Consider the following 19,719-nt stretch of genomic DNA (forward strand, 5'->3'; position numbering starts at 1 on the left):
ATAAAAATCTATCTTTATAGCTATATCTTGACCACCTCCCGAAAAATACGCCTTTTACTTGCCCTGCTTGTTGTTACTTTGCTGGCAACAGCTATTATTGTTCAAAAAACGTACACCCCGGTAAATAGCCTGGTACAATCGGCACGCACGCTTGAAGATAATCTGCACAAGCGGGAGGCCTATGTAAACCAGCAATTTAATGATCCGGCAAGGTTTAAGAAATTTGCAGGTTTGCGCACAAACGAGCAGGATGCACTTGATGCCATCAAAGAATTTACTACCGATCATAACCTGTGGTTTCTGGTGCTTACTAATAGCCATTTAAGTTTTTGGAGCGGTATTAAGGTTTTGCCGGATAGCGCCGGCATGATAAAAGAGGGTTTTTCGTTTATAAAACGGCCTAATGGCTATTACGAAACCATTCGCCGTACAGAGGGCAGCACCTCAGTTATTTTCTTTATCCCGATAAAGGCTAATTATGCTTTCGAAAATAGGTATCTCAAAAACCGTTTCGCTAAAGAATTGCTCGATGAAGACAATATTGATATAGCCGATTTTACTGACATTAATGTTTACGAAGTACACAGTAGTAACAATGATTACCTGTTTTCGGTAAGGCTGAGGCCTAATGTTAACGATAATAGCTTTGCCTGGTACGAGTTTTCTTTTTGGTTATTAAGTATCCTCTCGCTATGTGTATTGGTGCATAATTTATTAAAGTATGCAGCTGCCAAGGGTTACGTAATAGCATCTATAGTGTTACTGGCTTTGTTCATTGTGTCGCTCCGGTTTGTAAACCTGCACTATAACCTGCCCGATTTTAGCGATAAGCTCGATCTTTTTAATCCCGAGTTTTATGCATCGAGCGCTATTTATCCCTCCCTTGGTGACTTTTGCATAAATATACTCCTCATTTTTTGGCTTGTTTGTTTTACTTACAGGCAACGCGGTAGGTTATTAAATAATGTAAAGGATAGGCTGATAGGGTACATCATTGTAATATCATCAGTACTGTTGCTTATCGCTGCGTCAACCGCGCTATTAAGATTGTTTTACGGCCTGGTCATCAACTCAAAAATAAGTTTTGATGTAAATAATGTGCTTAGCCTAACAGGGTTTAGTGTACTGGGTGTGCTGATGCTTTGTTTCAGTTTTTTGATATTTTACCTTATTAGCGAGGTTGTTTTAACCATTTGCCTTAAACTTAGCGTTCCGCGGTCGCACCAGGCATTTTTGCTTTTTTTGGGTGTGATAGCCTCCACTGCTATTATCGCCTATTACTTCGAGTTTACGCTGTTTTACATTTTGTGGATGATATTGGTGTTAATAAGGGCCTATAACTACATTTACTACCGGGGCCAACTCTTCGCCACCTCATTTTTAGGCATTGTATTGATATGCGCTACCATCGCCGCGATAAAATTGAGCCATTTTGAAGATCTGAAAGAACACGAAACCCGTAAAGCACTCATTCAAAAACTCGAAATACCCGACGATACCGAGGCTGACCAGATCTTCAAAAAGATCGAGAACCAGATCATCACGGATACTGCCATTGTGAAATACTTTGCCAACGGCACCCGCAATGGCGATTACCTGAAAACCCGTTTCCAGAAACTATATTTTGATGGCTACCTATCCAAATACGAGTTCAGGGTGCACGAGTATGATGCTAATGATGAGCCAACATCTGATGATAAAAACTATTCGCTTAATGTTTTTAAAGATCTGGTGGTGTATAGCTCGTTCAAGGTATCAGATTACTTTTATCGCGAAAACGAATCATTCGGTTTCCAAAATTATTTTGCCATACTACCCGTTAACAGTAACGATAAGCAATTGGGCACCATCGTTATCGAACTCAAATCAAAACCGCTGCAATCATTCAGCGCTTTTCCCGAATTATTGATAGATGGCAATTTTGACAGGGAAGATGATTTTAAAGATTATTCGTACGCCTTTTACAGCGACAATAAGTTATTGAGCCAGCGTGGCACTTATGTGTATTCGCGCAATAATGGCGAGTTTAAAGGAGAGGTAAAAAAGTACACTGTTAGAACAACCCAAAGCTTTAACCCTACCTGGTACAAACGTTTTACAACGTATAGTCACCTCATATACAAACCCAGCGAGCGGAACCTTATTGTAGTAAGTAAGGAAGAGAACTCGCTTTATTATGGCGTTACCTCGTTAACCTTCTTTTTGGTGGTACTGCTTGTTTTTAGTGCGGTTATTATTTCTGTGAGATGGTTGTGGGCCCGTATTAAGATACTAAACGTTACCGAAGATGGGGCCAGGTTTAAATTCAGGATAAGTTTTGATAAAGTATTGTATAAAACCCGAATCCAGATCTCGATGATCCTTGCCGTGGTTATTACGCTGGTGCTGGTTGGCTTTATTACTTTTTTATCTATCAGTAACCAATATTACGCCCAGCAGGAAAAAATGATCAGGGATAAACTTACCCGTATTTCGGCCACGCTCGAAAATGGGATGTTTACCAAAGATATTGAACACGTTGATGAAGAAAGCCAGGTACACTTTAATGAGCTGGCCAATACCTACGCAACCGATCTTACCTTGTTTGATACCACCGGCGTGCCGCTGTTAACCACGCAACCTAAAATTTACGAATACGGCCTTGTTGCCAAACGAATGAACGCCCGCGCGTTCATTAACTTAAGCATGCTGCAAAAAACAGGTTTTGTTAACGATGAGAAAGTTGGCGACCTTAACTATAAAACGGCATACGCACCTATTACCATACCTAACAGTAATAAAACGGTAGCTTATGTTCAGCTGCCATATTTTAGTAATGAAACTGATTACCGCGAACGCATAAGCTCGTTGCTTAATGTGATGATAAACGTGTACGCCATAGTGTTTATAGCGATAGGTTTGTTTGCCATTATTATAGCGCGGCAGATAACTGCGCCGCTTAATTTTATACAGCAAAGCTTAAGTAAAACCATCTACGGTAAAAAGAACGAGCAGATCAAATGGTCGCGCGATGACGAGATCGGGGCTTTGGTGAAGGAGTACAACAAAATGATATCAGCCCTTGAAAACAGTGCCCAGCGGTTGGCGCAAAGCGAAAGGGAAAGTGCCTGGCGTGAAATGGCCAAGCAGGTAGCGCACGAGATCAAAAACCCGCTAACGCCGCTTAAATTAGGTTTGCAGTTGCTTGATAAATCGTGGAGGGATAAAGACCCTAAGTTTGATCAAAAGTTTGAACGTTTCAGTAAATCGTTTGTGGAGCAGATAGAAAGTTTATCATCTATCGCTTCGGAGTTTTCGGCCTTTGCCAAAATGCCTGATACTAAAATTGAGCAGATAGATATTTTCCAGATGCTTAACCAGGCGGTTACCATTTTTAAGCAAATGGATAACGTGTTTATTGCCTACATGCAACCCGCAGCGCCATTCATTATCAATGCCGACCGCGACCAGTTGTTGCGCTGTTTTAATAACCTGCTCAAGAATGCTATTGAGGCCACTCCGCCGGGTACGCAATGTATTATTGAGGTAAACTACCTCATCACAAGCAAAAACATACTGCTTACCATAAAAGATAACGGAAATGGCATCCCTGAGGAGATGCGTGAAAAGATCTTCGAGCCTAACTTTACAACCAAAAGTTCGGGAACCGGTCTTGGTTTGGCCTTTATTAAAAACTCTATTGAAAATGCCAACGGTAAGATCTGGTTCGAGACCACAATGGGCGTAGGCACTACGTTTTACTTGAGTTTACCGGCCGCTTCTTGAAGGTGAAAGGAAAAAGGCGAAAGGTAAAAGGTTTGCATTGAAGGTTGTTTAGCGCGAAGCTTCTTTTCAAATGTCTCGGTGCTAAGAACCTTTCGCCTTTTACCTTTTTCCTTTCACCTAAATTTTCACAAACTTCTTCACCGTTTCGGTAACATGTGCCAAATGATGGCGGCTGTGCCACGAGTATGTTGCAAGGCATTTTTTAAGGGAGATGGTATCGCCCGAAGCCGGGTGTACAAAAGTACGTTCCCATTCGTTTTCGGTAAAACTTTCAAATAAGGCAACCATGTGTTGGTGGATGCCCTCCAGCATTTTTATGGATGGTTCAACCGGTAGGCGATAGTCGGGAAGGAGTGCCCAGTCGGCTTCTTCGTAAGGTTTTATTACCGGGTTGTTTTCGGTAAGGGCGAGCTTAATACGGGTGATAGAGTTCATGTGACTATCGGCCATATGGTGGATCACCTGGCGAAGCGTCCAGCCACCGGTGCGGTATGGTGTGTCCAGCTCCTGGTAGTTTAAACCTGCTATTGCAAGCCTTAATTTACCAGGCAACGTAGCTATATCATCAATCCAGCGACGGATATCTTCGGATGTATATGAAACCGGGTTTACAAACCTCCCGATGGGGTATCGCATTTGTTCGTCTGTAAGCATAAATGTTAAAAAAATTTAAAGTAGCTATAATTTTATACTGCCACAAGCTTTTAGCCTATTTTAGCGTTTTACAGATTGTTAATTTAACTGATGATAAAAAAGTTACTGCTTGTACTTTTAATTTTTAACGGTACGCTATCCTTCGCCGAAACTATCAAGACCGACATATTAGTGGTAGGCGGCACCGCCAGCGGAACGGCGGCAGCCATACAGGGTGCCCGTAGCAAATTAAAAACCATGCTGATTGAGCAAGGCCCTTGGTTGGGTGGTAGCCTAACCTCGGGAGGGATGTGTGTAGTTGAAGGGAACCGCAATTTGCCAACCGGTATTTGGGGCGAGTTTAGGCGCAGGGTACGTGAGTTTTACGCCAAAGCTCCGGGTTATGATACTGCTTATAACGCCACGTTAAGGTTTGAACCTTACACCGGGGCAGCCATCCTCAAAAAAATTACTGATACGGTAAAAAACCTCACTGTTAAATTAAACAGCCCTTTTATCGGCATAAAAAAAGATGGTGCCGGTTGGGATGTAAGCGCCACCATAGACGGTCGAGCAACCATCATTAAAGCCAAAGTAGTTATTGATGCCACCGAAACCGGCGATGTAGCCGCCAAGGCCGGCGAAGTTTACACCTATGGTTTCGACAGCAAAAAAGAAACAGGCGAAACACTGGCTACAGAAGGCTCATCGCGGGTGCAGGATCTGAGTTGGATAGCTATTTTGAAAGATTATGGCAGCCAGGCAGATAAAACCATTGCCCAACCAGAAGGATATGATGCAAGCCAATACGCCTGCCTAAAGACTAAAAACATCAAACAGCTACTTACTGATGGCCGGCTACCCAATGATAAGTATGTGATAAAATGGGCCGATTGCGGTAATCAATTCCCTGTTACAACTACTGATCTTAAACCCGAAAATCGGGACGCTTTTTACACCAAAGCCCGCCTGCATACTTTAGGCTTGATATACTATTTACAAACCGAGCTTGGCTATAAAAACCTCGGTATTGATGATGGCTTCATTACGCCAGATCATCTGCCTTACACCGCATATCTGCGCGAAGCAGGCCGTGCGACAAAGGGTTTAATAAGGATGATGCTTGATGATATTTATAAACCATACAGCCGCGAATCGAAACTTTACCGTACGGCCATTGCTGTTGGCGATGCATATCCCGGTCAGCATTATACAGGAGAAGGTGTGCCGTTGGTTGATTACCAATCGTTCCCGGCTTACGGTGTTCCGCTGGGGGCTATTGTTTTAAAAGATCTGGATAATTTATTAATAACCGAGAAAGCCATGTCGGTAACGCATTTGGTAAATGCCAGTACCATGTACCCTTCGGTACAAATGGCCATAGGGCAAGGTGCGGGCGCTACGGCAGCTTTCTGCGCGTTTTTTAAAACTACTACGCAAAACCTTAATGTGCGAATAATACAGGGCGAACTATTGGATTTCAAAGCCTGGATTATGCCATTTTCGGATATCAAGCCAGCCGATCCTTATTTCAGGGCGATACAGCAGATCGGTGCTTCGGGCTTATTAAAAGGAGTGCAAAAAGCTGATAGAAATACCGCCAGGTTATTGTTTCAACCTGATTCATTGGTGGCTACCGCCGAGGTTGAGCCGGTGCTGAAAGAAGTTTACACCCGTGCGTTTTTATGGTTTAATAGGGAGAAACCAGGTCCGGTATTTACTATTGGTAACCTTCTTTCATTTATCAGCGAAACCACACTAACAGATCCGCACACATTGGAGATAGGCATGCAAAAAGCCTGGAAAAATCAATATAAATTCAGTTCGGATTTTGATTTGAAACGGCCTGTAACCCGCAGGGAGTTTGCTATTTTGGCTAATAGGTATTTTAATCCCTTTGCACGTACTGTGGATATTGCGGGGCGGATGGTGAATTAAAACTAAGGGATTCAGACTTACGAAGTTTCAAAAACTTCGTAAGTCTGACTTCTATAACCGTGTTATTACTACCCATGAAAAGTTAAAAAAGCGTCGTCATCCTGAGCGATAGCGAAGGATCTTCTTCATCAGGAATGGCCGCTATACAGAGCGAAGAAGATGCTTCGTGCCTCAGCATGACAAATGGGCGAATGTCATATGTGATAATCTGGTCGAAGTTTAGCGATAGCGTAACTTCGACCTAAACTGACGGAAGCATCCTGCTTCCGGGTTCAAAGCTTTACAATTCCAATTCCAACTGATCTCCCGGCCCCAATTCTTTATAATCCCGTTGTTTAACCGAAACTTCGCCAAAATTAGAAAGCGAAATCCCCAATAATCGAACTTTAACATCCTCCACACCCGTAGCCGCCATTAATTGCTTAGCCGTGTTGCTGATAGTTTCAAGATCGTTTATCGGCGAAGGAAAAGATTGATTACGGGTGATCTGCTTAAAATCATGATACTTTACTTTGAGGGTAACGGTACGGCCTTTCAGCTCATATTTCAGTAACCTGTTATGTACGGTTAGCGCGATCTTATCCAGTTCGGCCTCCATCTCTTCAATAGTGGTGAGGTCATACGCAAAAGTATCCTCGGCTCCCATCGATTTTGTTTCGCGGTGAGGCTGTACCTCGCGGTTATCGATGCCGCGTACTATCTGGTAGTAAAAGCGGCCTACCTTGCCAAAATGCTTTACCAGTTCGGTTTCTTCCAGGCGTTTTAAGTCGGCACCCGTATGCAGGCCCATTTGCTTCATTTTTTGCGCGGTTACCTTGCCCACGCCGAAAAATTTATCTACCGGTAATTGCTCCATAAAAGCCTCGATACTTGATGGGCCGATGAACTTCAAGCCATCGGGCTTATTGATATCTGAAGCTATTTTGGCAACGAATTTATTGATAGAAACTCCAGCTGAAGCGGTAAGCTGGAGTTCGTCTTTAATAGCCTGTTTGATGAGCTGTGCGATCTCAATGGCCGAGCCTATGTCTTGTTTATCCTGTGTTACATCCAAATAAGCCTCATCGAGCGAAAGCGGTTCGATCAGATCGGTATAACGGCTAAAGATCTCCCGGATATGCTGCGATACCTCCCGATAAACATTAAACCGCGGCCGCACAAACAAAGCATGCGGACAAAGCTGCAATGCTTTTTTAGATGACATAGCCGACCGGATCCCGAACTTCCGGGCTTCATAACTCGCGGTAGCTACCACGCCGCCCCGCCCCTCGGGCAAACCGCCAACTACCAAAGGTTTGCCACGGTATTCCGGAAAATCTCGCTGCTCAACCGACGCGTAAAATGCGTCCATATCAATATGGATTATTTTACGGTGGGTTGTGGATGATTGATCGGCCATGGGGATAATAGCAAATATAGGCCAGTTAAAGTATAAAAGAGTCAGAGCAATTGCATGTTCAAACGTCAAGCTTGAATTATACGATATGTAAGCGTGGACGCCTGAACGTAGAAGTTAGTTGAGAAAATCCCCCAGAGGGGGGAACAGGTTTGTAGCAAAATATGCAGCTTGATTAGTCGTGCCAGAGGTACGGAACACCGTGGTTGTGTACCTCTGGCACACTGAAAATTTGCCTGTTCTATTTCTACAAACCTTTTGCACCTCTGGCGCAACCCTTAAATCTATCAACTTAATAGCATACCGTTTGCGACAGCAAACCCTTCTTTAACTCTCGGTATCCTCTGGCAAAAACCGAAGCTTTTTCTGAAAATACATATCCCAGCTATGTTGCTGTACCCTATCCTGCATGTGGGCAGTATCCTCATCATAATCCGAATTAAGCTGTTTGTACTTGGCATCTATCCGGTTAAAAACAGCCATCGCCTCATAGTTGTAGTTGCTGCTAAAGCGCATCCGGCTTACGGTACGTAATAACTCCTGCTGTTCTAAAAAGGCTATGGTATAATGGCCCTGCTCATGCTTCAGTATCTCGGTCATTTGCTGCGGGGTACTTACCCTGCTTTTATCAAGCCACGATTTATTATTATTGAGGATAAGCCGGATGTTGAAATTGAGCCGATAGCCTCCACGCTCTCGCTGTGCCTGATAACGATAATCGATAGTGCAGTTGGTATATGCAACAACGCCGCCGGCATTAGCCCGCGGCGTTCCCCAAAAATCATTGGCGGTAAGCTGATGAAATGACGATTGTGCCGAAGCCGTTGTTATCATCGTTAAAACACACATGGCCGCAAGGCCTATCTCTTTCACAATATGTTTTTTCATTTAAAAAATGGCGGTTTCAAACTTTTACTTTTTGACGTTGTCATTATGTAAAAGGTTTAAAGCCATCATTTCTTTTAACGTATGTTGCATCTGATCGGTTGAGCCATCAAGGAAAATAACATTGCCTTTCGAGTTTTCAGAAAAGTGTTTGATCGATTCTGTCCACATGGTGAATAATATCACCGAGGTATCCATGTTGGCTTCGGCCATTTCTTTGGCAGCTACGGTCATACCGCGGGCAACTTCCTCACGGAATAAGGCGATACCCTGGCCACGTAATTGCGCAGCCTCACGCTCGGCCTGTGCCGAAATTTTAATGGCGTTACCCTCGGCCTCAGCAGCTTTGGTTTTGGTAATGAGCAGAGCCTGGCCTTCGTTTTCAGCAGCGGCTTTCAGGTTGTTTGACGCCACTACCTGGCTCATCGATTTCATGATTACATCATCAAAAGTGATATCATTCAATTGCAGATCTTGCAGATGATAGCCCCATGTTTCCAATATCTGGTCCAACTGTTCTTTTACGTGCTCAACAATATCACGGCGTAAAATCAATACTTCGCTTTGGCGTTTGGTGGCCACGAAGGCACGGATGGAGCCTTCAACCGTACGGATTAGGGCCTGCATCAGGTTGCGTTCATCAACAAATTTAAAGGCTACGTTTTTAATGGTTTCTTCCTGCTGATCCAGTACTGAATACAAAAGCATCGCCTTAAAGTAAACATTGGCCTGATCATAAGTTACGGCCTGGAACTCCAGCTCGACAGAGCGGTTTTGGATAGAGATCTTAGAGTAAATGCTTTCTATAAAAGGGATCTTGAAGTTAAGTCCCGGTGTAAGGATGCGGCGGTACTTGCCAAATACGGTAATAACTACTATTGTGCCCTGTTTTACAGACACAAACGAACTGAAAATCCCTATAAGGATTGCTACAAAAATTATTATTCCTACAAATGATCCTAATGATTCGGGCATGGCTTTGGTTTATTAGTTTAAAATAAAAGTAGTACTAATTATTGGTGTGTTATTTGTTTTTTAAAAAATGCTTATAAAAAACAGCACATCTGCCATGAACTTAAAACGTACTTTCGGAACCATCTTGACCGTGCTCGGTATAGTTGGTCTGATTTATACAGGTATCGCTATCATTAACCATAGCGCTCAGGTAACCACTATGGTGGTAATAGGTATTATTTCGTTGATCTTTTTTACAACAGGGATTAGTTTGGTGCGGAATACAAAGGATGAGGCTGCATAGTCTACTCACCCGGTCTGCGCTTCGCTGGACCACCCTCTCTACGGCAAGCCGCAAAGAGGGTAGAAAAGTATCAGAAAATAAATGCAAACAGGGTTAAAGCCTATGGTCGGTGTTTTCACCGCACCACATGATTACGGGTGGTGATAGTATTTGGAGGATATAAAAGTGGTACGGTGAAAATACCGACCAAAAGCTGAATTATTGTTATTGAACTGTGTATCCGCTTAAATAGCCGGAGCCAAACTCACCTCCCCCGTATCAGAAATCACCAACCCCGCATCAGGAAAATCGGTCTCCGTTAATTGCTTGATCCTAACAGCTGCTCGGTTAAGCGTATCAACCTCCAGTCCTTTGCTATGATCCTGCCTTAAGGATATGATCTTGCCATTCAAAAACTCACCTTTTTTATTCAGGTGTACTTTAAGCAAAGGGGCCAGTCCGCAAACACCCGATACGCTCACACTTTTGTAAGTACAGAAATTGCCAAGGCTATAAGCTATCAATCTGTTTTTATAAACCTCCATAGCCCGGCTTACGTGCGGTCCGTTACCGAAAATTACATCGGCACCGGCATCAATGGCATTATGGGCAAAAGCATGTACATCGCCACGCTTTTCGCTAATGAAGGATTCCATAGCAAAAGGAACATGCTCGTAGCCCACACCCTCGCCTCCGCCATGAAACGATACAATGAGGATATCACAACGCTGTTTTAACTCGCTGATAATTTTGGCAGCGTTAGGCGGGTTAAGAATAGGCAAGGTATTAGCATTCGGCGCGAATGAGCAAAAGCCATATTTAACGCCGTTGCGTTCAAACACTGTACTTGGATGGCTTAGCAATCCACCATAGTTAATGCCGATGCTGTCCAAAACACGCATAGTACTTACGCGACCGGTATCTCCAAAATCGCCAATATGATTATTGGCAAGGCTCAGCACATCGAAGCCGGCATCTTTAAAAACGCCGGCATAGGCAGTAGGCATCCTGAATAGATATGCTTTACTTTTTTGATGCAATTTATAATGCGCGGGACTACCGCCGTCAAGCAGGCTGCCTTCCAGGTTACCGAAGGTCACGTTGGCATTGCGAAGTTCATCCGCTATTACGCTGAAACTGTTTTTAGCGCTATCGGGCGGTAAAGTGTAATTATTAGGGTAAGATGTTCCGAGCATCATATCACCAACGGCGGCTATAGTTATGGAGTCGGACGGAGGAGCAACCGGGGTTGCTGCTATTGTGGTATCGGGTTTAGGTTTGGGAGCCGGGCTTAGTACTGTTTTTTTATTGGGTGGATGGTTACACGCCTGTAAAAACAGCGCCATGCAGGCGGCTGCGAATAAATAAGATCTCATTACAAAAAAAAATCCCCTCATTAATTAATGAAGAGACTAAATTATAGAATTAATTTAAAATCGTTTAGTTTTTACTTTCGTCAACGTCGTCGCCCATATCGTTGTTACCCGCCGTGGATGCCGAACCTTTAAACTCGTTTTTAAACGAGGCTAACAATCTGCCGCCTTTATAAAAGTAGCGGCTGTAATAAGCATCATCCAAACTGCCTATTGCTACACCTTTTGATGATGCATGCGCAAATTTGTTATTGCCTAAATAAATACCCACATGCGAAATGCTGCGGCTGTGAATTTTAAAGAAAACTAAGTCGCCTTCTTTTAACTCATCTTTAGCAACAGGGTTAACCATGCTAAAAATATCACGCGAGTTTCGTTTAATGTCTAAGTTGAAAACTTCGCTATACAACTCTTTGGTGAAAGCAGAGCAGTCAATGCCTCTTCTTGAGCTTCCGCCAAAATGGTAGGGAGTGCCTATCCAATCGTAAACGAAGTGAAATAATTTCATGTTTGAGGTGGCAGATAAAGCAACTCCCATAATTTGGGAAAAATACGCTTTACCTAAACTTTCCTGGTCGTCTTTGCTGTCATCAGTTGTACTTGCTACACTTTTTGTTTGGGCTTGCGAAGCCACGACGCTGAAAATAAGGGCAATAGCCAGGGCAAATTTCTTCATTTAATCAGTTTGTTTGTTGCGTAGGGTCAACAAATTGTTTATTAAAAAAGACACTATGTCTATCGTTCTCTACAAAACTATTTATATTTTCTTTATTTGCAAATAAATGATGCTTTTTTTTCGAAAAAGATAAAAAAGTGTGTAATAATACACATTCGTTTAGAAAACAGGCTTTTGTACGCGTCTCAATGTAATTTAGTTGTAATTATTTCGTTGCTTTTTCGCCATAAAAAGCAAAAACAATATTTCTAAAACTTCGTGCAACGATAATTTATTGCCCTGTGGTGAATATTTTTTAAGTTTTATTTGGCATAGTTTCGTTGTGCCAAACTTATATTGGGATAAATTGTTCATTTGACACAACCCGGTTTTCCGCCAAATAAAATTTTGCAACAAATTGCCTGATGTTTCGATAATTTGCAGGATATAATTAGATTTGCGCTTTACTCCAAAAAGGTTGTTTAATACATGAGTTCAATCGAAATAACTAAGGACACTTACCTGATGTGGTATGAACAGATACTGTTGATGCGCAGGTTTGAAGAAAAAACAGGGCAGTTATACGGACAGCAAAAAATAAGGGGCTTTTGCCACTTATATATTGGGCAGGAGGCTGTTTTGGCCGGAGCTATGTCTGTAATTAAACCTGAAGACAGCTTGATCACCGCTTATCGCGACCATGCTCATGCGCTTGCTAAAGGTGTAACCCCTAAAGCCATTATGGCCGAGATGTATGGTAAAGCTACCGGCTGCTCAAAAGGCAAAGGTGGATCTATGCACATGTTTGATAAAGAAAAGAATTTTTACGGTGGTCACGGTATTGTGGGCGGTCAGGTACCACTGGGTGCCGGTATCGCTTTCGCCGAAAAATATAAAGGTACCGAGTTTGTAAACATCGCTTATATGGGTGATGGTGCAGTACGCCAGGGTGCTCTTACCGAAACTTTTAACATGGCTGCTCTTTGGAAATTGCCGGTAATTTTTGTTTGCGAAAACAATGGTTACGCCATGGGTACTTCGGTTGAACGTACTACAGCTCAAACTGATATCTACAAATTAGGTCTGCCTTACGGTATCCCTTCATCACCAGTTGATGGTATGGATCCGGCAGCTGTACACGTAGCAATGGACGAAGCCGTTCAGCGTGCACGTGCCGGCGAAGGCCCAACCTTCCTTGAAATGCGTACTTACCGTTTCAAAGGTCACTCAATGTCCGATCCTCAAAAATATCGTACTAAAGAGGAGTTGGAAAGCTACAAAGCGAAAGATCCTCTTGAGGCTACCAAACAAACCATCCTTGATCAAAAATATGCTGATGAAGCATGGTTTGACGAAATGGATGCTAAGATCAAGGCTATAGTTGACGAAGCAGTTCAATTTGCCGAAGAGTCACCATGGCCTGAGGCTTCTGAATTATATACCGATGTATATGTTCAGGAAGATTATCCTTACATCAGGGACTAAGTTTTAAGTCGGAAGTCTTAAGTTCTAAGTCTTGAGCCGAATGTTTTTAGTTGTGTAAATGACTTTAGGCTATCGACTTTTGATTTGGGATTTTCCACAAAGAAGTACTAAAAAATTAAACACATATAAATAGTATATGGCCGAAGTAGTAAAAATGCCTAAGATGAGCGATACCATGACCGAAGGGGTATTGGCTAAATGGCATAAAAAAGTTGGCGATAAGGTAAAATCGGGCGATGTATTGGCCGAGATTGAAACCGATAAAGCTACCATGGATTTTGAATCGTACCAGGATGGTACCCTGCTGTATATCGGTATACAGGAAGGTGCCGCTGCCCCGGTTGATGCCGTTATTGCCGTTTTAGGTAAAGAGGGCGAAGATTACAAATCATTGCTTGACCAGGCTGGAAGCGCCCCTGCTGCAGAACCTGCTAAAGAAGCTGCCCCGGTAGCTGATAAAGCACCTGCCGCTACTCCGGCACCAGCTGCTGCAAAGGTTGATCTGTCGAGCATCCCGGCTACGGTTATCCGCATGCCGTTGCTTAGCGATACCATGACCGAAGGCACCATCGAAAAATGGAACTTTAAAGTTGGCGATAAAGTAAAAGCTGATGATTCACTGGCTGATGTGGCTACCGATAAAGCTACCATGGAAGTTGTGGGTTACGAAGCTGGTACTTTATTATACATAGGCGTAAAAGAAGGCGAAGCTGCACAGGTAAATGGTATTATTGCCATTGTAGGTAAAGAAGGTACTGATATCACCCCGTTATTACAGGATGGTGGTTCGGCCCCTGCCGCTGAAGCTGCTGCACCTGCTGCCGAAGCAAAATCAGAAGCTGCACCAACTGCCGCTGCCGAAACTGAAAGCTCATCTTCAGATGACAGCCGCGTAAAAGCATCTCCATTAGCACGTAAAATAGCTAAAGATAAAGGCATCAACCTTAATGATGTAAAAGGCAGCGCCGAAGGCGGCCGCATCATTAAAAAAGATGTTGAGGAATATACACCATCTGCTAAAGCTGCTGCACCTGCTGCCGAAGCTGCGCCTGCCGCTGCTCCGTCTGCCGCGCCGGCAAAAGCAGCTATCGTGTTGCCAACCTTTACAGGTGAAGAGAAATTTAGCGAAAGGCCTGTTACTCAAATGCGTAAAGCTATCAGCCGTCGCTTAAGCGAAAGCTTGTTCACTGCTCCGCATTTCTACGTAACCATGAGCATTGATATGGATCAGGCAATTACTGCCCGTAACCGTATGAATGAGGTTGCCCCGGTTAAAATTTCATTTAACGATTTTGTAGTTAAAGCTTGTGCTGTTGCATTGCGTCAGCACCCGGCTATCAACTCATCATTCCTGGGTGATAAGATCCGCACTAACGAGCACGTTCACGTTGGTGTAGCTGTTGCGGTTGATGAAGGTTTATTGGTACCGGTTATCAAATTTGCCGATGGTAAATCACTAAGCCACATCTCGGTTGAAGTGAAAGAGTTTGCCGGTAAAGCAAAATCTAAAAAATTACAACCAGCCGAAATGGAAGGCTCAACCTTCACCATTTCAAACTTAGGTATGTTTGGCGTTGACGAGTTTACTGCTATCATTAACACACCAAATGCTTGTATCCTTGCTGTAAGCGGTATCCAGGCTGTTCCGGTTGTTAAAAATGGTGCCGTAGTACCTGGTAACGTAATGAAGGTAACCCTGAGCGCCGACCACCGCGTGGTTGACGGTGCTACAGCTGCTGCCTTCTTGCAAACACTTAAACAATTATTAGAAGAGCCGGTAAGGCTGTTGATATAATTTATTGATTTCGGATTTCGGATTTTCCATTTCGGATTTTGAAAAGCGATGGGTTTAGGCTCATCGCTTTTTTTGTACACAATAAAAATTAAAAATCTGCCGCGGGTTTAGCGATAGCGTAACCCGTGGTGTACAATAGCTTAAGTTTTCAACTTAAGCTCCCCCTGAAGAACATGTACAGGAGTGATTTAGATTAAAATAAATTTCACGGCAGATCGTCAGCGTTAAAAAATAATCTTTTAATCATAATGCGGATGATCAACACTTACCAACCAGATGCTTTCATCGATCTTCATACCCACCGTAATGAGTTCCCTGCCGGGTTCCTCAAAGCGGGATACCAACATTTTTTTATCACAAAGGTTGAAGATATGCTTTGCCGGATGAAGTTGCCTGTCCCGCCTTCCCGGGTTTCTGTTCATACAATGATCTACCTAACAAGCGCAATTGCCAATATGAGGATCAATGGTGTGGAGCATCAAATTAAAGCCGGAGAGGTATTATTAGTACCGACGGGACAGGTGTTCTCCTTTGATACGTTGGATATCAATACCGGGTTTTTATGCTCATTTAATGATGAGTTTTTACATCACAGCCCAATAACCTCAAATGACGCCTATCCTTTGAGGCATCTTGATATTTCAGGAAAGAATCGTTTCACACCTACCGATCAGCAATCTGCCTGTATTCATCTTAATTTATCAAGGATGCTGCAACTTTATACTGCATCCGGGCTGGGTGCACATCAATTGATCCGGGTTTATTTATTGAGTGTTATTTTTGAATTGCTTGTAAGTGAAACAAAAGATGTTGGTCGAGCATCGTCGCAATTGGAATTGGCAACCCGTTTCAAATTACTTTTGCTTCAACACTTCAGAACACAGCACAAGGCCGGTTATTATGCCGATTTACTATGTGTTACCCCCAATCATTTAAATAAGATTTTACGAAAAGAAACCGGAAGATCTACCAAGCAGTGGATAGCCGAAGCTCTTTTGCTGGAGGTGAAAATTTACCTCAACTCCACCAACTCAACAATTAGCGAGGTTGCAGTAGAAACCGGATTTGCCGACGTTACCTATTTTAGTCGTTTCTTTAAAAAATACACCGGCATAACACCGTTAGATTACAGGAAAAGGATTGATTATTGAAATAAATGGACGGATTTGTCCTGACAGGCATTTTGATGGAAAACGAAATTTGGACTCATAAAATTATACGTTATGATCAACCCAAATTCAATTTTACCTTTTGTTATGCCTGTGCTTATTGCACTGGTAATTATTTTAATATTTTCATTTGTAAAAGAACCATACCGGCAAAAAATTAACGCTTTGGGCATCGCCGCAGCGGGAGCTGTTTATTGGAGCGGAGGATTTGGTGTGTGGGAATTTCCCTTCGGTCCGTTAATGTTATTTGTTGCCTACCAGGGACTGAGCAATTACAAGTTTATTGCCCTGGGCTGGTTGCTGCATACCTGCTGGGATATTTTACATCACTTGTATGGCCATCCTATCATTGTTTTCGCGCCGTCATCATCTCAGGGTTGTGCCATTTGTGATAGCGTTCTGGCAATTTGGTTTTATTTAGGAGCCCCTCCTGTTTTTCGAATATTTCAAAAAAATAAGGTTATCGGTGTTGGCCAATCTGCATAGTTTGCGATTGCCGCGTCGCCCCCTTCGCACAATTCCGCACGGCTCCTCGCAATGACATGTTTTATAATATTTTGTACTGATCATTGCACAAACCCCTGCATCCCTACAAAAAAATGACACAATGACCTAATGACATCAAAGACCGATATGTGTATATTCACGGCAAATTTTGAGGTATGACACTTTATAGCTTTTTTAAAGAAGCCCATTCAGGTTTCAGGTACATTGTTATCGTTTTAGTATTGCTGGCCATTGTACGCGCTTTTATGGGCTGGCTAAGCAAAAGGCCTTATGGCGAGGGTAACCGCAAACTGAACCTGTTTGCCATGATCTCGGTACATACACAGTTTTTGCTGGGCATCATTTTATTTTTCATTAGTCCGATGGTGCAGTTCAGCAAAGAAACCATGAAAAATCCTATAACCCGTTATTGGACGGTAGAGCATTGGGTAATGATGATCATTGCTATCGCGTTGATCACTATCGGCCATAGCAAATCGAAGAAAGCTGCTCTGCCTGAGGCTAAACACAAAGCGGTGGCAGTGTTTTATTTGATCGGTTTGATCCTTATTTCGGTGGCAATTGTGCTTATCCCGAAGTAATTCTATGTAGCTAATAGGATTTAGCAAATAAATAATTTCACAAAAAATTTGACAATTCAAATTTCTTTATAAATTTGTGACCGCGATGATTAAAAACACACATAAAAACAGCTGGTGGCACCAATTAAATTGGCAGCCGGCTTGCGCTTTTTGATCAGAGACCAACTAATCAATTGTGAACCTAAATAGGAAACCCGGCGACCCCAATTCGTCGGGTTTTTTTGTTTTAAGATATTTTGAAATTATAACATGAGCACATTTAAAATTGTTACTACTTATAAAAAGTTACTTGCCGATACCACAACCCCGGTAAGCATTTACCTGCGCCTGCGCGATGTATTCCCCAATTCGCTGCTGCTGGAAAGTTCGGATTACCATAGCCGTGAAAACAGCGCCAGCTATATTTGCTGCGAACCGTTAAGCGGCATTGTATTAAATAACGGTGTGCTGAAAAAAAGTTATCCAGATGGCAGCCAGGAAACACATGAGCCGGGAACTTTCGATCTGATAGAGCAGCTCAATAGTTTCACCGGAAGTTTCGAAACAGATTCATTGCCGCTAAAAATGATCACCAACGGTTTGTTCGGTTATTTTACGCACGAGGCGGTTGAGCATTACGAAACCATCAAGCTAAAGCAAAGCGACGATACCACCCGCCAGATCCCGGTGATGCAGTACCATATTTACCGCTACATCATCGCCATCGATCACTTTAAAAACGAACTATACATATTCCACAACCAGCCCGAAGGTGCTCCAACCAACGGTGGGATCGAAAAACTGGAATACCTCATCAAAAACAAAAACTTTCCTGAGTACAGCTTCAAAAGCAACGGCGACGAAAAATCGAACCTTACCGGCGACGAGTTCATTGCTATAGTAGAGAAAATGAAGCAGCACATTTACAGGGGTGATGTATTCCAAATAGTGCCTTCAAGGGCTTTCTCCCGCACTTTTTTGGGCGATGAGTTTAACGTTTACCGCGCGCTTCGCTCTATCAATCCATCTCCATATTTGTTCTACTTTGATTTTGGCGATTTCAGGATTTTCGGCTCATCACCAGAGGCACAGATCACCATCAAAAATAATGTAGCCAATATCTTCCCGATAGCCGGAACCTTTAAACGGAGCGGCGATGATGAAAAGGATGCCGAAATAGCCCGCAACCTCGAGAATGACCCTAAAGAATCGGCAGAACACGTAATGCTGGTTGACCTGGCCCGTAATGACCTGAGCCGGCATTGTGAGAATGTGACCGTTAAGGCATTTAAAGAAGTTCAGTACTACTCGCATCTTATCCACTTGGTATCGCACGTTAGCGGCAAGCTGAAGCCTGGTGTATCGGCATTTAAGGTAGTGGCAGACACTTACCCGGCAGGTACCCTAAGTGGCGCTCCAAAATACCGTGCCATGGAGATCATCGACGAAAATGAAAACATCAAGCGTAGCTTTTACAGCGGAGCCATCGGTTTCCTGGGTTTTAATGGTGACTTTAACCACGCCATCATGATCCGCTCGTTCCTCAGCAAAAACAATACGCTACACTACCAGGCCGGCGCTGGCATTGTAGCCGGATCGGTTCCAGAAAGCGAATTAAGGGAGGTGGATACCAAGATCTCGGCGCTGAGAAGGGCGTTTGAGTTAGCGGAGGAGTTGTAATAGAGGTTAGTTGAATTTTTAGAAAAGAGACATGAAAAATATTTTAATCATAGATAATTACGATTCATTCACCTATAACCTGGTGCATTTGGTAAACGAACTTGGCCTGGAGTGTGAGGTTTGGAGGAACGACCAGTTTGCCATTGAGGATGTGGATGCTTTTGATAAGATCATCCTTTCGCCAGGGCCGGGGATACCATCTGAAGCGGGTTTGTTGCTGGATGTGATCGAAAAATATGCGCCAACCAAAAGCATTTTTGGTGTGTGCTTAGGTCAGCAGGCCATTGCCGAGGCTTTTGGTGGGCAGTTGCATAACCTTAATCAACCAATGCATGGTATTGCTACACCCATTAAGGTGACCGATAATGAAGAAGAACTTTTTGTTGGCTTACCCGAAAACTTTAAAGTTGGCCGTTACCACTCGTGGGTGGTGAGTGAAAATGGTTTGCCCGATTCATTGCATATTACCGCTATTGATGAAGCTGATAATTCTATAATGGCTTTGAGCCATAAGGAGTACGATGTACGTGGGGTACAGTTCCACCCGGAATCGATATTGACTGAATACGGTAAAGAAATGATGCAAAACTGGCTGAAGGCTTAGTTTTGATGAATAATGATAACTTTGAAAAATTAAGCTA

The 19,719-nt window shown here is 43.1% G+C and carries 17 protein-coding genes; 10 read left to right on the forward strand and 7 right to left on the reverse strand.

Annotation, left to right across the window (positions count from 1 at the left end; genetic code table 11):
- Positions 1–27 precede the first annotated feature (27 nt).
- Positions 28–3,765 carry an ATP-binding protein gene (locus tag AAFN85_RS18560; protein WP_347529103.1) on the forward strand — a complete coding sequence of 1,246 codons (3,738 nt, stop codon included), beginning with the start codon at positions 28–30 and terminating at the stop codon, positions 3,763–3,765.
- Positions 3,766–3,882: 117 nt separating this feature from the next.
- Here AAFN85_RS18560 and AAFN85_RS18565 read toward each other — a convergent pair whose 3' ends face one another.
- Positions 3,883–4,419: a YfiT family bacillithiol transferase gene (locus AAFN85_RS18565; protein WP_347529104.1), complete on the reverse strand. Its 537-nt coding sequence runs from the start codon at positions 4,417–4,419 to the stop codon at positions 3,883–3,885.
- Between the two features lie 90 nt (positions 4,420–4,509).
- Between AAFN85_RS18565 and AAFN85_RS18570 the strand changes: the two genes are divergently transcribed.
- On the forward strand, positions 4,510–6,336 hold the full coding sequence (locus AAFN85_RS18570; RefSeq protein WP_347529105.1) for an FAD-dependent oxidoreductase: 1,827 nt from the start codon (positions 4,510–4,512) through the stop codon (positions 6,334–6,336).
- A gap of 280 nt (positions 6,337–6,616) precedes the next feature.
- On the opposite strand, the gene dinB is transcribed toward AAFN85_RS18570, so the two are convergent.
- From dinB to AAFN85_RS18585, 3 genes are all read right to left on the reverse strand, one after another.
- Positions 6,617–7,735, reverse strand: coding sequence for a DNA polymerase IV (dinB, locus tag AAFN85_RS18575; RefSeq protein WP_347529106.1), 1,119 nt, complete (start codon positions 7,733–7,735; stop codon positions 6,617–6,619).
- Between the two features lie 324 nt (positions 7,736–8,059).
- Positions 8,060–8,620 carry a DUF922 domain-containing protein gene (locus AAFN85_RS18580; protein ID WP_347529107.1) on the reverse strand — a complete coding sequence of 187 codons (561 nt, stop codon included), beginning with the start codon at positions 8,618–8,620 and terminating at the stop codon, positions 8,060–8,062.
- 24 nt (positions 8,621–8,644) lie between these two features.
- Positions 8,645–9,592, reverse strand: coding sequence for an SPFH domain-containing protein (locus AAFN85_RS18585; protein WP_347529108.1), 948 nt, complete (start codon positions 9,590–9,592; stop codon positions 8,645–8,647).
- A 67-nt stretch (positions 9,593–9,659) separates the two neighbouring features.
- Here AAFN85_RS18585 and AAFN85_RS18590 point away from each other — a divergent pair, with 67 nt between their 5' ends.
- Entirely contained in the window at positions 9,660–9,875 is a 216-nt protein-coding gene (locus AAFN85_RS18590) for a hypothetical protein (RefSeq protein WP_347529109.1), read from the forward strand.
- 224 nt (positions 9,876–10,099) lie between these two features.
- On the opposite strand, the gene AAFN85_RS18595 is transcribed toward AAFN85_RS18590, so the two are convergent.
- Positions 10,100–11,230 carry a CapA family protein gene (locus AAFN85_RS18595; protein WP_347529110.1) on the reverse strand — a complete coding sequence of 377 codons (1,131 nt, stop codon included), beginning with the start codon at positions 11,228–11,230 and terminating at the stop codon, positions 10,100–10,102.
- Positions 11,231–11,294: 64 nt separating this feature from the next.
- Positions 11,295–11,903: an NlpC/P60 family protein gene (locus AAFN85_RS18600; protein WP_347529111.1), complete on the reverse strand. Its 609-nt coding sequence runs from the start codon at positions 11,901–11,903 to the stop codon at positions 11,295–11,297.
- 468 nt (positions 11,904–12,371) lie between these two features.
- Here AAFN85_RS18600 and pdhA point away from each other — a divergent pair, with 468 nt between their 5' ends.
- Together pdhA and AAFN85_RS18610 are read left to right on the forward strand one after the other, a co-directional pair.
- Positions 12,372–13,367 (forward strand): pyruvate dehydrogenase (acetyl-transferring) E1 component subunit alpha, encoded by a 996-nt coding sequence (pdhA, locus tag AAFN85_RS18605; RefSeq protein ID WP_347529112.1) that lies wholly within the window; start codon positions 12,372–12,374, stop codon positions 13,365–13,367.
- A gap of 136 nt (positions 13,368–13,503) precedes the next feature.
- Entirely contained in the window at positions 13,504–15,162 is a 1,659-nt protein-coding gene (locus AAFN85_RS18610; RefSeq protein WP_347529113.1) for a 2-oxo acid dehydrogenase subunit E2, read from the forward strand.
- Positions 15,163–15,401: 239 nt separating this feature from the next.
- On the opposite strand, the gene AAFN85_RS18615 is transcribed toward AAFN85_RS18610, so the two are convergent.
- Positions 15,402–15,584, reverse strand: a complete 183-nt coding sequence (locus AAFN85_RS18615) for a hypothetical protein (protein ID WP_347529114.1) — start codon at positions 15,582–15,584, stop codon at positions 15,402–15,404.
- Positions 15,585–15,587: 3 nt separating this feature from the next.
- Between AAFN85_RS18615 and AAFN85_RS18620 the strand changes: the two genes are divergently transcribed.
- The 5 genes from AAFN85_RS18620 to AAFN85_RS18640 all read left to right on the forward strand — a co-directional run bounded on the left by AAFN85_RS18620 (position 15,588) and on the right by AAFN85_RS18640 (position 19,682).
- Positions 15,588–16,313: a helix-turn-helix domain-containing protein gene (locus AAFN85_RS18620; protein ID WP_347529115.1), complete on the forward strand. Its 726-nt coding sequence runs from the start codon at positions 15,588–15,590 to the stop codon at positions 16,311–16,313.
- Positions 16,314–16,385: 72 nt separating this feature from the next.
- A complete protein-coding gene (locus AAFN85_RS18625; protein WP_347529116.1) occupies positions 16,386–16,817 on the forward strand; it encodes a DUF6010 family protein in 432 nt (143 codons plus the stop codon).
- Between the two features lie 176 nt (positions 16,818–16,993).
- Complete coding sequence (locus tag AAFN85_RS18630; protein WP_347529117.1) at positions 16,994–17,419, forward strand: cytochrome B; 426 nt, start codon at positions 16,994–16,996, stop codon at positions 17,417–17,419.
- Between the two features lie 249 nt (positions 17,420–17,668).
- Positions 17,669–19,078 carry an anthranilate synthase component I family protein gene (locus AAFN85_RS18635; protein ID WP_347529118.1) on the forward strand — a complete coding sequence of 470 codons (1,410 nt, stop codon included), beginning with the start codon at positions 17,669–17,671 and terminating at the stop codon, positions 19,076–19,078.
- A gap of 31 nt (positions 19,079–19,109) precedes the next feature.
- Positions 19,110–19,682 carry an aminodeoxychorismate/anthranilate synthase component II gene (locus tag AAFN85_RS18640; RefSeq protein WP_347529119.1) on the forward strand — a complete coding sequence of 191 codons (573 nt, stop codon included), beginning with the start codon at positions 19,110–19,112 and terminating at the stop codon, positions 19,680–19,682.
- Positions 19,683–19,719 lie beyond the last annotated feature (37 nt).

The organism is Mucilaginibacter sp. CAU 1740, assembly GCF_039839285.1.
In the GTDB taxonomy this organism is placed as follows: Bacteria; Bacteroidota; Bacteroidia; order Sphingobacteriales; family Sphingobacteriaceae; genus Mucilaginibacter.

What these genes read in the sequence shown, in the direction of transcription:
- dinB (WP_347529106.1), bottom strand. Translation starts at nt 7,735, where the DNA reads ATGGCCGATCAATCATCCACAACCCACCGTAAAATAATCCATATTGAT.
- AAFN85_RS18635 (WP_347529118.1), top strand. Translation starts at nt 17,669, where the DNA reads ATGAGCACATTTAAAATTGTTACTACTTATAAAAAGTTACTTGCCGAT.
- AAFN85_RS18610 (WP_347529113.1), top strand. Translation starts at nt 13,504, where the DNA reads ATGGCCGAAGTAGTAAAAATGCCTAAGATGAGCGATACCATGACCGAA.
- AAFN85_RS18615 (WP_347529114.1), bottom strand. Translation starts at nt 15,584, where the DNA reads ATGAACAGAAACCCGGGAAGGCGGGACAGGCAACTTCATCCGGCAAAG.
- pdhA (WP_347529112.1), top strand. Translation starts at nt 12,372, where the DNA reads ATGAGTTCAATCGAAATAACTAAGGACACTTACCTGATGTGGTATGAA.
- AAFN85_RS18565 (WP_347529104.1), bottom strand. Translation starts at nt 4,419, where the DNA reads ATGCTTACAGACGAACAAATGCGATACCCCATCGGGAGGTTTGTAAAC.
- AAFN85_RS18625 (WP_347529116.1), top strand. Translation starts at nt 16,386, where the DNA reads ATGATCAACCCAAATTCAATTTTACCTTTTGTTATGCCTGTGCTTATT.
- AAFN85_RS18620 (WP_347529115.1), top strand. Translation starts at nt 15,588, where the DNA reads ATGATCTACCTAACAAGCGCAATTGCCAATATGAGGATCAATGGTGTG.
- AAFN85_RS18640 (WP_347529119.1), top strand. Translation starts at nt 19,110, where the DNA reads ATGAAAAATATTTTAATCATAGATAATTACGATTCATTCACCTATAAC.
- AAFN85_RS18600 (WP_347529111.1), bottom strand. Translation starts at nt 11,903, where the DNA reads ATGAAGAAATTTGCCCTGGCTATTGCCCTTATTTTCAGCGTCGTGGCT.
- AAFN85_RS18590 (WP_347529109.1), top strand. Translation starts at nt 9,660, where the DNA reads ATGCTTATAAAAAACAGCACATCTGCCATGAACTTAAAACGTACTTTC.
- AAFN85_RS18580 (WP_347529107.1), bottom strand. Translation starts at nt 8,620, where the DNA reads ATGAAAAAACATATTGTGAAAGAGATAGGCCTTGCGGCCATGTGTGTT.
- AAFN85_RS18585 (WP_347529108.1), bottom strand. Translation starts at nt 9,592, where the DNA reads ATGCCCGAATCATTAGGATCATTTGTAGGAATAATAATTTTTGTAGCA.
- AAFN85_RS18630 (WP_347529117.1), top strand. Translation starts at nt 16,994, where the DNA reads ATGACACTTTATAGCTTTTTTAAAGAAGCCCATTCAGGTTTCAGGTAC.
- AAFN85_RS18595 (WP_347529110.1), bottom strand. Translation starts at nt 11,230, where the DNA reads ATGAGATCTTATTTATTCGCAGCCGCCTGCATGGCGCTGTTTTTACAG.
- AAFN85_RS18570 (WP_347529105.1), top strand. Translation starts at nt 4,510, where the DNA reads ATGATAAAAAAGTTACTGCTTGTACTTTTAATTTTTAACGGTACGCTA.